12 protein-coding genes are annotated in these 11,091 nt (G+C 39.9%); 9 read left to right on the top strand and 3 right to left on the bottom strand.

All coding sequences use genetic code 11. From position 1 onward, the window contains the following. Together CAPGI0001_RS11420 and lon are read right to left on the bottom strand one after the other, a co-directional pair. A partial coding sequence (locus tag CAPGI0001_RS11420) for a sll1863 family stress response protein (protein WP_002670255.1) occupies positions 1-272 on the bottom strand: 272 nt, incomplete at its 3' end. 115 nt (positions 273-387) lie between these two features. Then, a complete protein-coding gene (lon, locus tag CAPGI0001_RS11415; protein WP_002670262.1) occupies positions 388-2,871 on the bottom strand; it encodes an endopeptidase La in 2,484 nt (827 codons plus the stop codon). Positions 2,872-3,205: 334 nt separating this feature from the next. On the opposite strand from lon, the gene CAPGI0001_RS11410 reads away from it, so the two are divergent. The 7 genes from CAPGI0001_RS11410 to CAPGI0001_RS11380 all read left to right on the top strand — a co-directional run bounded on the left by CAPGI0001_RS11410 (position 3,206) and on the right by CAPGI0001_RS11380 (position 8,647). Beyond that, a complete protein-coding gene (locus CAPGI0001_RS11410) occupies positions 3,206-4,141 on the top strand; it encodes a DUF6268 family outer membrane beta-barrel protein (RefSeq protein ID WP_002670159.1) in 936 nt (311 codons plus the stop codon). A 96-nt stretch (positions 4,142-4,237) separates the two neighbouring features. Then, positions 4,238-4,828 carry a porin family protein gene (locus tag CAPGI0001_RS11405; RefSeq protein ID WP_002670313.1) on the top strand — a complete coding sequence of 197 codons (591 nt, stop codon included), beginning with the start codon at positions 4,238-4,240 and terminating at the stop codon, positions 4,826-4,828. A 286-nt stretch (positions 4,829-5,114) separates the two neighbouring features. Continuing rightward, on the top strand, positions 5,115-5,723 hold the full coding sequence (locus tag CAPGI0001_RS11400; RefSeq protein ID WP_248601319.1) for a porin family protein: 609 nt from the start codon (positions 5,115-5,117) through the stop codon (positions 5,721-5,723). A 93-nt stretch (positions 5,724-5,816) separates the two neighbouring features. Then, positions 5,817-6,404 carry an outer membrane beta-barrel protein gene (locus CAPGI0001_RS11395; protein ID WP_002670232.1) on the top strand — a complete coding sequence of 196 codons (588 nt, stop codon included), beginning with the start codon at positions 5,817-5,819 and terminating at the stop codon, positions 6,402-6,404. 20 nt (positions 6,405-6,424) lie between these two features. Next, positions 6,425-7,504, top strand: coding sequence for a sensor histidine kinase (locus CAPGI0001_RS11390; protein ID WP_002670164.1), 1,080 nt, complete (start codon positions 6,425-6,427; stop codon positions 7,502-7,504). After that, positions 7,501-8,193, top strand: coding sequence for a LytR/AlgR family response regulator transcription factor (locus CAPGI0001_RS11385; RefSeq protein WP_002670225.1), 693 nt, complete (start codon positions 7,501-7,503; stop codon positions 8,191-8,193). The genes CAPGI0001_RS11390 and CAPGI0001_RS11385 overlap by 4 nt, the downstream gene beginning before the upstream one ends. Positions 8,194-8,206: 13 nt before the next feature. Then, entirely contained in the window at positions 8,207-8,647 is a 441-nt protein-coding gene (locus tag CAPGI0001_RS11380) for a hypothetical protein (RefSeq protein WP_002670184.1), read from the top strand. A 21-nt stretch (positions 8,648-8,668) separates the two neighbouring features. On the opposite strand, the gene miaA is transcribed toward CAPGI0001_RS11380, so the two are convergent. Then, entirely contained in the window at positions 8,669-9,580 is a 912-nt protein-coding gene (gene miaA / locus CAPGI0001_RS11375) for a tRNA (adenosine(37)-N6)-dimethylallyltransferase MiaA (protein ID WP_002670285.1), read from the bottom strand. 210 nt (positions 9,581-9,790) lie between these two features. On the opposite strand from miaA, the gene CAPGI0001_RS11370 reads away from it, so the two are divergent. Both CAPGI0001_RS11370 and trmD read left to right on the top strand, forming a co-directional pair. Beyond that, positions 9,791-10,405 carry a hypothetical protein gene (locus CAPGI0001_RS11370; protein ID WP_040360347.1) on the top strand — a complete coding sequence of 205 codons (615 nt, stop codon included), beginning with the start codon at positions 9,791-9,793 and terminating at the stop codon, positions 10,403-10,405. Position 10,406: 1 nt separating this feature from the next. Beyond that, positions 10,407-11,081, top strand: a complete 675-nt coding sequence (trmD, locus tag CAPGI0001_RS11365) for a tRNA (guanosine(37)-N1)-methyltransferase TrmD (RefSeq protein WP_002670153.1) — start codon at positions 10,407-10,409, stop codon at positions 11,079-11,081. Positions 11,082-11,091 lie beyond the last annotated feature (10 nt).

Raw genomic sequence — 11,091 nt, 5'->3', positions numbered from 1 at the left:
ATACCTTTTTGAAGGAGACCTTCTGTATTGCCAGAAAGAAGTTCATTGAAAGCCTTTTTAGCTTCTTCCCACTTATCTTCTGGAACACTTTTTAGGGCTTCAAACTTCTCTGTAAGCGCACTTTTGTTCTCAAGAAGTTTGTTGATTTCCTCTTGAGCTTTAGCCTTAAGGTCGCCACTTTGTAGTCCTAAGGACTCTGTTAAAGAGCTGATTTTCTCAGTAAGGGCACTAATCTTATCTTGTGCATCCTTTAGGAATTGTTCTTTATCCATAATCTATCTAAATATTATATTTTTAAAACGTGCAAAAATACACTGTTTTCACGAAATAAAACGCCAAATAATTGTTAATTGTTAATACCAATAACAAGGAATAGGGAAGACACTCTTAACTTTTCACTTTTTCAAAGCTGAATTCCTTAGCATCTTTTACTTTTTCTTGGGTTAGAGCCAGTTGCAGTACTTCCTGCATGTCTGTAACATAGTAAAAGGTAAGTCCATCCAAGTACTCGGTTTTTATCTCATTGATATCTTTTTCGTTCTCCTTACAAAGGATAATTTCCTTGATCCCAGCACGCTTAGCCGCAAGTATTTTTTCCTTGAGTCCTCCTACAGGAAGTACTTTCCCTCTGAGGGTAATCTCTCCAGTCATGGCCAAGTGCTTCTTTACTTTCCTTTGGGTAAGTACAGAGAAAATAGAGGTAAGCATCGCGATTCCTGCACTGGGACCATCCTTAGGTGTTGCTCCTTCTGGGATGTGCATATGTATCTTGTATTGTTCGAAAATATGCGTATCCAAGCCAAACTGTTGGGCATGTGATTTGATATATTCCAAGGCTATTGTTGCTGATTCCTTCATCACAGTTCCTATATTTCCGGTGATAGAAAGATCTCCACTGCCTTTGGAGAAAGCTGATTCTATAAAGAGAATATCTCCCCCTACACTTGTCCATGCCAATCCTGTAACTACTCCTGCTACTTCATTGTCCTCATACTTGTCATGTTCGGAAGGGATACCGAGTATCTTTCGGATATCCTCAAGAGATATCTTAGGGTTATATTCCTCCTTCATCGCGATGGCACGGGCTATATAGCGCACTATCTTAGCGATTTGTTTTTCAAGATTACGCACCCCCGACTCTCGGGTATATCCCTCGATAATACGTTCTATCTCTTTCTTACCCAGTTGAATATGTTTGTCCATCATGCCATGTTCTTTAAGCACTTTAGGAAGAAGAAAATGTCGGGCTATTTCTACTTTTTCTTCAATGGTATATCCAGAGATATTAATAATCTCCATTCTGTCCTTCAGAGCAGGCTGTATGGTACTAAGATCATTAGCTGTAGCGATAAACATCACTTTGGAGAGGTCGTAACCAATCTCCAAGAAATTATCGTAGAACTCATTATTTTGTTCAGGATCGAGCACTTCCAGCATAGCCGAAGAGGGATCTCCTCCATAGCCAATGCTAAGCTTGTCAAGTTCATCAAGGACAAAAACTGGATTAGAAGTGCCTGCCTTTTTGATTAGCTGGAGGATACGCCCAGGCATCGCCCCAATATAAGTTTTGCGGTGTCCACGTATCTCAGCTTCATCGCGCAAGCCTCCTAAAGCCATACGTACATACTCACGACCTAAAGCCTTGGCAATGGAGCGACCTAAGGAGGTTTTTCCCACACCAGGAGGTCCATAGAGGCATAGAATAGGCGACTTCATATCATTGCGGAGTTTCAGTACTGCCAAATATTCTATGATACGGCGCTTAACATCTTCCAAACCATAATGATCTTTGTCCAAGATCTTTTGGGCTTTTTTCAGATCAAACTTATCCTTGGAGTACACCCCCCAAGGTAAGTCTAAAAGTAAATCAATATAGTTACGCTGAATGGCATAGTCAGGCATCTGAGGATTTAGGCGCTGAAGTTTGGCCAATTCCTTATCAAAATGTTTTTGTACTTTCTCATTCCATTTCTTTTCCTTGGCCTGCTGTTTGAATTTTTCTATATCTGCCTCAAAAGACTCATTGCCCAATTCCTTTTGAATGGTCTGTATCTGCTGATGAAGGAAATAATCCCGTTGTTGTTTGTCAAAGTCTATATGTACTTTCTTCTGTATTTCCTTTCTCAAAGAAGCCTTCTGTAGCTCTACTCCAAGATATTTGATAATAGTCCAAGCACGGGTAAGTAGGCTATCCTGTTCTAAAATTTCCTGTTTTTCTGTAACAGATAAAGGAAAGGAAGAGGCTACATAGTTGAGTAAAAAATAGTTGTTTTCTATATTCTGTATGGTAAAAGCTATCTCCTGATTTCCCTCAGGGAGTTCTTTGGCTAATTTTAAGGAAATATCCTTGACTACTTCTACTGAGGAGAGAAACTCTTGATCATCTTCCTTGGGGACGATTTCAGGGACTTCCTTTATCTTAGCCACTATATAAGGGGTAGTAGCTGTGAAAGATTCTATTTGGAAACGATCACGCCCTTGTACCAATATATGCGTTGTCCCCTCAGGGGTTTTCAATACCTTAATTATATGTGCTACCACTCCTATAGAATAGAGATTCTCTGGAGTGGCTTCTTCCTCATTGCTACGCTGACTGACTACCCCAATCAAGCGAGAATGACGGGCATCGTTAATCAACTCAAGAGCACTATCCCTGCGAATAGTGATAGAGGAGAGTGCTCCAGGGAAAAGTACCATATTCTTAACAGGAAGAATGGGGAGTTGCTCTGGGAAAGGATCTTCTTCCTCCTCGCTCTCCTCTTGGTCTTCGGAAACATCCTTAGCCATTTCTGACAAAGAGATAGGAATTACTTCCATGTGTATTTCAGGTTCTTCCTCCGAAGAAAAGATGTCAAAATTTCCTATTTTCATAAGTTTAATTCCTTAATTATTATGCAATACTGTCAGTTTGTCATACTCTTTCTATTTTTTTTACTACAAGAGAAAATTAACCCATTGGTTTTTAGTTATGTAGGTATTTGGGACAAACCAACCTGAAATATATAGGCAAGATGTATGCCAAAAATTAATGAGCTGTGAACAGTTCTCTTTTTTTGGGAATTAAGAGATAGTAATTCTCCAAATCTTGGTACTTCACTTAATTTTGGTATAGTAAATTATGCATTTGATATAGAAAAACACTTTTTATTCTTTTTATCACTCTCCCTTTTTATACCTTTGCCTCTCAATATTAAATTATCTTCTCTTGAAAAAAACGTTTTTCTTTGTAGCACTGCTATTTATAGTGAGTGTCTCAGCTCAAATTAGCGTAAAAACAGAATACATCAGCAATTCCAAATTCTACGATGCGGTAAGTGATAGCAATATAGGCGACGGCTCGGCGATGATTTACTCGGTAGGGGCTTTGGTGCCCCTCTCGATGAAAGCCCCTAAGGAAGACGACCCTTACCAGCGACCTACCGTGTGGGGCGTATCGCTCAGTGGTTCTTTTGTAAAGATGAACAACCACAACTTCCCTATTGGCAAAGAACTTCCCTCGCAGGTGATGAACCTTGGGGCTACATTCCTGCATTTACGTCCGTTAAAAGAACGTTGGTCTATGCTAATGGCACTCGGTGCGGGAAGTTATACCCCCGAAAACCGCCTCTCGTCTATTCACATAGGTGAAAATGTGGTAGCTAATGGCGCTTTTGTGCTTGTATGGCACTGGCGACCTAATATCGAAATAGGTGGTGGGGTGGCGCTGAATAATACTTTTGGGTATCCTATGGTATTTCCTGCATTTTATTTTAAATACAACGGTGCTTTTAGCGATAAATTTACTATTGAAGTGGGGAGTATTGATGGGCTAAAAGTAGCCTTAGGGTATAACTACCGCGAAAACCTCGACTTTAAATTAATAGCTAATATGGGAGGTTATTCCGCTTACCTCAGGCGCAATGGAGAAAAGGAAATATTCAGTCAGCAGACTTTTGTTGTAGGATTGCAACCTGAGTTCAAGATAGGTAAACACGTGAGTATTCCACTTACTGTAGGAGGAAGTTTTATCCGTTCAGGGCGTTATAGAGAGCGCAAACTCAGTGCTATGTTTGCCTCAGAAGCTAAAAATGAAGACGGCAGTTCTCGCTCCAGTCAGTTCAATCCTGCTTTGTATTTTGCTGCTGGAGTCACAATTAAATAATTAACAATTAACAATTATTGAGTAAGTAAATTAGAGATTCCCTGAAAGCCCTGAGCTTCTCAGAGTTTCTCATAACTAATAAACAAATAAAAACAAATGAAAAAAATTATTATCTTAACAGCCTTAATAGCATTCACTGCTACGGCTACAGCACAAGTGAAATTTGGAGTGCGTGGAGGCTATACTTTGAGCCCCGTGAGTAAAAGTATTCACACCGACCGTTATGAAAACCAAGCTCATAGCGAATCAGCGAGTAGTTGTGGGTCGGCTTATGCAGGACTTACCGCTGAAGTGTCAGCCTCTGAAAAATGGTTCTTAGATATAGGACTTATCTATATCAATCAAGTAACCATAGGCGAAGGAAGTACTATGTTGCACAATATCAATTTGCCTATTGCAGTGAAATACGATATTTCGGGCTTCCGGCCTAAAGTAGGAATCTACGCCAGCTATATCCCTGGAGTTACTTCTTTTGAAGATGAGCATCGTTCACTTACTAAAAACGACCTTAAAAAATTCGACTGTGGGGCTACTTTTGGTTTGGAATACAACTTCTTTGATAGATTTTTTATAGAAGCTAATTTCAACTTAGGACTTGCCAATCTCCTAAAAGAAGACCCACGCCACAGTAGTGACTATTTGCGCACACGCTCTATCCTTGTAGGAGTAGGATATAGATTCAATTAACAATGAACAATGAATAATTAACAAAGTGTAGCAACAATAAGTACCTCTTTTGCGGATAGTCCCCCTTCGGGGTTGTCGGCAATTGCCGAGTAAGTGAGTCGGGGGCTACTAACAATTAACAATCGGAGATTCCCTGAAAGCCCTGAGCTTCTCAGAGTTTCTCACAACTCAAGAGTCATAATTAAATAATTAACAATTAGAAATTCCCTGAAAGCCCTGAGCTTCTCAGAGTTTCTCATAACTAATAAATATATAAAAAAATGAAAAAATTATTACCTTTGTAGCCTTGATAGCACTCACTGCTACAGCTACAGCACAAAATGAAAGTATGGGTTTTGGTATTCGTGGTGGAGGAAGCATCACCGGATACAATGGAAAAACAGAAGCCAATTATACCAATGTAAAATACAAAGCAGGGTATTACGTAGGTATTTTTAGTGATTCTCAGTTGCTTCCTTTCCTCGACTTGCGCACTGAACTACTTTTCAGTAGTTATGGAGCAAAATGGGAATTTACACAAGGAAATGAGAAATATTCCAACACCCTTCATACGCAATATATCAACCTACCTATCTTGGCGCGCCTTAAAATAGGTAATTTAGGTATTTTGGCAGGAGTTCAAGGGGGTATTTTGGTAAACAAACCTTCTCTTGAAAACACTTTCAACGGTCGTACTGTAAAACTCGACAGAAGTGATTTTGCTAAATTTGATTTTGGAGCAGTGGTAGGAGCTGAATTTAATGTAACCGACCATTTCCTTATTGATATTCGTTTCAATCAAGGATTGGTCAACGCACTTAATTCCTCTAATTCCTCTGTGAGAAACCTTAACATAAGCAGTAACAATAACTTTTTGAACGTTTCTTATACCTTAGGAGTGGGATACAGATTTTAATGAACAATAAACAATGAATAATTAACAATCGGAGATTCCCTGAAAGCCCTGAGCTTCTCGGAGTTTCTCATCACTAATAAACACATATAAAAAATGAAAAAAATTATTACAATTATAGCCTTAATAGCACTCACCGCTACGGCTACAGCACAAGTAAAATTTGGCGTCCATGCGGGTGCTGGAATTGGATTGATGAGCAAAGATGTTCACGACGACCGATATGAAGGACAAAACAAAACGGACAAAGAGCCTTTTAGCACCTCTTCTTATGGTGGTTTCTTTGTTGAAATCCCTGCTTCTGAGAAATTATTGTTAGATCTTGGGGCAATGTATACCAATTATTCCACTATAGGAAAGGGAAAAACAATGCTTCACAGAATTGATGTGCCTCTGGCTATCAAATACGATATCAGTGGGTTACGTCCTAAAGTAGGAGGCTATGTGAGTTATATACCTGGGGTTACTTCTTTTGAAAACAAATACCGTTCATTAACCAGAAAGGATATTGAAAAATTTGACTATGGGGCGCTCTTCGGTTTGGAATACAACTTCAATGAAAAGTACTTTATAGAAACCAATTTCTATTTAGGATTAGCCAATCTCCTCACCAAAGATCCTCGCCACAGTAGTGACTATTTGCGCACACGCTCTATCCTTATAGGAGTAGGATACAGATTTTAATGAATAATGATTAATGGTTAATGAATGAAAATCCATACATATTTTTAAAGAATAATTTCTTCTTGCAGTTCCTTATTGCCGATAGATTTCGTATCTATCGGCATATTGTGGCTTGTAGCTCATTATTGCTATTTTTCATACTGGGCAGACAATGGGGTGATTACGAAGGAATGATAGATTATTGGGATTGGATAGAGAAATGGCTGGGGATTACTGCTACTTTTTACCTAAATATGTATGTGCTCATTCCGCGCTTTTTCTTCAAAGGGAAGCTCGCTACCTATATCATCCTCCTTACGCTATGGGTACTTTTTATGTTGGGCTCTACCTATTATCTCAATTTTGTACTATGGAAAGACTATATGATTGGGAAAGAAATCAAAATAGCATCAGAAATTCCTGTTTCTGTAGCAATTTTTTCTAGTATGGTATATATAGTACCCTTTATAATGACTTCTACGCTTATCAAAATCTTTCAAGTATGGGTAAAAGATAGCGAAAGAATGCAAGAATTGGAGCGACAAGCCACCGAAAGTGAACTGCAAGCCCTAAGAAGCCAAATACAACCGCATTTTTTGTTCAATATGCTCAACAGTATCAACACGTTGTTGTATATCGACCCCGAAAAAGCCTCTTATACCATTACAAAACTATCCGATTTCTTGCGACATTTGCTGTATCAAACGCACGAAGAACAGGTTTTTCTCAGTTCGGAACTGCGTTTTTTAAACGATTATCTCTCTTTGGAAGCAATGCGTCGCGATGATTTTACTTATGAGCTTACTTACAGCGAAAAAAACCTACAAGGCATACAAATCCCCCCTAATATTCTGCTTATCTTAGCTGAAAATGCCGTAAAACACAGTGTTGACACCCTCTCCCCTACTTATATTTATATGAAATGTGAGGAAAAAGAAGGGCTTCTACACTTTTCAGTACGCAATTCGGTACCTTTAGAGCCTCATCGCAAACACAAGTGTAGTGGCATAGGCTTACCCAACCTAAATCGGCGATTGGAATTGCTCTATGGCGAGCGTTTTAGCTTGTCGCAAGAGCGTTTGCCACAAGAATATATAGTAACCTTAACTTTGCCCTTATGAATTGTTTGATTATAGACGACGAACCTTTGGCGCGTATCGGGATGGAGCGCCTCATCAGGCAATACAGCAACTTGAAGGTAGTAGGCACTTTTAAGAATGCGGTAGGTGTTACCGATTTTTTGAAAAAGAACGAAGTGCACTTGCTTTTTTTAGATATCGAGATGCCAGGAATCAACGGTTTGGAACTGGCTAAAATCCTACCCGAGCAAACACTCGTTATCTTCACCACAGCCTACAGTCAGTATGCTTTAGAGAGTTATGAGGTAGATGCCCTTGATTATTTAGTAAAACCCATCACCCCTGAGCGTTTCAAAAAGGCTGTTGCCAAAGCCGAAAGTTATCACCAGTTGCTCTCTGAGCAAAAAACTGACTTAGAAGCGACCGATGCCCAATATATCAGCATTCGTGCGAACCGGCGCAATTATCGTATTGCACACAGCGATATCCTCTATATAGAAGCATTAAAAGATTATGTGATTATCCACACCTTCACCGACCGCTACATCACGTGGATTAATCTAAAAAACATACATAGCCAGCTTCCTGAATCGGTATTTGTACGCGTCAATAAGAGTTATGTAGTGAATACACAACACATTACTTCTTACACCCACCAGTTTGTATATATAGGGGATACCGAAATTCCTATCGGTAGAACGTATGAGGTTATTGAGAAATTAACACATTAATTATTAAGAAATCATGTCTTCTATTTCTTTATTACTCTGTAGAGCCCTTATGATAGAATTTGTAGTTATTCTCCTCTCTTTATTGGGAGTAGGCTCATTATTTTTTGGTATAGAAGCCTTGGGTATTATAATAAACTTTTTTATCTTTATACTTGTAGGGGCTATCTGTTGTATTCCTATAGCTATAGGGATAGGAGAATACTTGAGTCGCAGTAACAAATTTCTTATCAAAAAACTCCCATTAGGGATTCTCCTGATGCTTTTTTTCTACTCCTTTGGAGTCTTTTCAAGTATTACTATAATTTCTATTGGACAAGGAAAAGGTTTTGTATCTATGGAAGAACTCTTAGAAGTGATTGCCTTTTCTCTTCTTTTAGGTGCTTTTCCAAGCTTTGGAGTAGGGATATGGTTGGATGGAAAACTACTTGCTATGATTAAGCCTCCAGAGGAATAGCCGTAGGGCAGGGGAGAGCGCTTATGCCTTGCTTAAGAGTTGAGTCTCTATCCTTTCAATGATTTTTCCTCTGTCTTCCTTATAGTCAAACCACTGAATATCCTCAGATTTCTTAAACCAAGTAAGCTGTCGCTTGGCAAAGCGGCGGGTATTCATTTTGGCATTCTCTATAGCCTCGGCAAGGGAGACCTTTCCCTCCCAAAAATCAAAGAACTCCCGATACCCCACTGTCTGTAGGGCGTTGAGATGACGGTAGGGAAGAAGGCGCTCTATCTCCTGCAGGAGACCTGCCTGAAGCATCACTTCCATACGCTGATTGATACGCTCATAGATCACCTCCCGCTCAGCAGTAAGACCTATGGAAATCACTGAAAAATCCCGCTGAGTGCTTTTCTGTTGTAAGTAGTAGGAATAAGGATAGTCTCCACTGAGGCATACCTCCAAAGCACGTATGATACGCTGAGGATTTTGCATATCTACCTTAAGGCAATAGGTAGGGTCTAGTGCCCTTAATTGTTCTTGTAGTACCCCTATTCCTTTTTCCTTATATAAAGCGTTGAGAGATTCTCTCACTCCCTCTTTGATGGGTGGAAATTCATCCAATCCTTTGAGGATTACATCGTTGTATAATCCACTACCCCCAACCATGATCACAAGTTTTCTCCGAGCAAAGAGCTTAGGAAGCAGCTCCATAACCTCTCTTTCGAAATCACCTACAGAATAAGTGTCAAAAATACTCTTATGCTGAATAAAGTGATGTGGCGCTGTGGCCAATTCCTCACGTGAGGGGACGGCTGTACCTATGGACATCTCTCGGTAGAACTGTCGGGAATCACAGGAGAGTATTTCTGTCTTGAAGTGTCGGGCTAAGACAATAGCCAAGGCTGTTTTTCCTATGGCAGTAGTCCCTACTATATTGATTAAGAGATTCATGAATATATGCTTTCCAAGGCAGCAAAGGTATAAAATACATTCCTTATAAGCAAGGGGTAAAAGGAACAACCATCCTTATATAATTTCTTTCATTTTCCCTTAGCAGAAAACAAGAAAAGAAACAAATTTTTGTTAATAATGAGGGGTAAGTATTTTTATTGAGAAAAAAATAGTATTTTTGCCGTTGGAATAAAATATAACATAGAAAAAATGACAAAAAGAATGTTTATCATTTCTCTTGGGCTTTTAGCTCCTTTTTTTGCTACTGCTCAGGAAGAACAAACTACTCAACAGACTCCTCAAGAAAACGAAAAACAATATCCTGCTACCATAGAAGGGCAGTATGATCAACTGGTAGAAAAAGCAGGAAATTGGGAAAAGTATAAGCTTATCAAGAAGGAAAGTATCTACTCTTTCAAGCGCTTTATGCTCGATAGTCTCAAGGCTCAAAAACAGGTACTCCGAGAAAAGCTTGACACCATCAGCAGCCAATCCTCTCAGATAAAACAGCTCAACCAAAAAATCACTTCTTTGGAGAGTGACTTGGACAAAGAAAAAAATCGTAATAACAGTATAGAGTTCTTAGGAATGACCATTGAAAAGGGCTTGTATTCTGCTGTTGTATGGGGGATTATTATTATATTAGCAATATTCTTAGCTGTATTCGTATCCCGATTCTCTCGTTCTAATAGTATCACCCGTGGAGCACTAAAGGATTTAGAATCTCTACAAAACGAATATGAGGAATATCGCACCAAAGCTATAGAGCGCGAGCAAAAGGTTCGTCGCCAATTGCAGGACGAAATCAACAAACATCGTTCGTAAGATGCGTATTGACATTATAGCCGTTGTTCCCGAACTTCTCCAAAGCCCTTTCGAGCACTCTATTTTCAAGCGTGCAGTAGAAAAGGGCTTAGCTACTGTACACTTTCATGACCTCCGCCAGTATGGCTTGGGCAATTACAAACAGATAGATGATTACAGTTTTGGAGGAGGAGCAGGCATGGTACTGATGATAGAGCCTATAGACGCTTGCATTTCGGCTCTGAAGGCTGAGCGTACCTACGATGAGGTGATCTACCTTACCCCCGATGGTGAGACCCTAAGCCAGCCAATGGCCAATGCACTCTCTCTCAAGGAGAATATTATCATTCTCTGTGGCCACTACAAGGGGGTAGATCAGCGAGTGAGAGACCACTTTGTCACTAAGGAAATTTCCATAGGGGATTATGTTCTCTCCGGAGGCGAACTGGCCGCAGCAGTACTTTCCGATGCTATCGTACGCCTGATCCCAGGGGTACTCTCCGATGAGACTTCAGCGCTTACGGATTCCTTTCAGGACAATCTCTTAGCGCCTCCTATATATACCCGTCCGGCCGAATACAAAGGGTGGAAAGTCCCTGATATACTCCTCAGTGGCAACACTCCTTTGATAGAAAATTGGCGGGAAGAACAGGCTTATAAACGTACTGAGGAGCGCCGCCCCGACTTATTACAATAATTAGTGAAAA

Source organism: Capnocytophaga gingivalis ATCC 33624 (assembly GCF_000174755.1).
Taxonomy (GTDB): domain Bacteria; phylum Bacteroidota; class Bacteroidia; order Flavobacteriales; family Flavobacteriaceae; genus Capnocytophaga; species Capnocytophaga gingivalis.
Note: the sequence above shows the minus strand (reverse complement) of the source record. Positions and strands in the feature narration are given on the sequence as shown.

Coding starts and splice junctions, on each gene's coding strand:
- lon (WP_002670262.1), bottom strand. CDS start 2,871: ATGAAAATAGGAAATTTTGACATCTTTTCTTCGGAGGAAGAACCTGAA.
- CAPGI0001_RS11405 (WP_002670313.1), top strand. CDS start 4,238: ATGAAAAAAATTATTATCTTAACAGCCTTAATAGCATTCACTGCTACG.
- CAPGI0001_RS11395 (WP_002670232.1), top strand. CDS start 5,817: ATGAAAAAAATTATTACAATTATAGCCTTAATAGCACTCACCGCTACG.
- CAPGI0001_RS11390 (WP_002670164.1), top strand. CDS start 6,425: ATGAATGAAAATCCATACATATTTTTAAAGAATAATTTCTTCTTGCAG.
- CAPGI0001_RS11385 (WP_002670225.1), top strand. CDS start 7,501: ATGAATTGTTTGATTATAGACGACGAACCTTTGGCGCGTATCGGGATG.
- CAPGI0001_RS11380 (WP_002670184.1), top strand. CDS start 8,207: ATGTCTTCTATTTCTTTATTACTCTGTAGAGCCCTTATGATAGAATTT.
- miaA (WP_002670285.1), bottom strand. CDS start 9,580: ATGAATCTCTTAATCAATATAGTAGGGACTACTGCCATAGGAAAAACA.
- CAPGI0001_RS11370 (WP_040360347.1), top strand. CDS start 9,791: ATGACAAAAAGAATGTTTATCATTTCTCTTGGGCTTTTAGCTCCTTTT.
- trmD (WP_002670153.1), top strand. CDS start 10,407: ATGCGTATTGACATTATAGCCGTTGTTCCCGAACTTCTCCAAAGCCCT.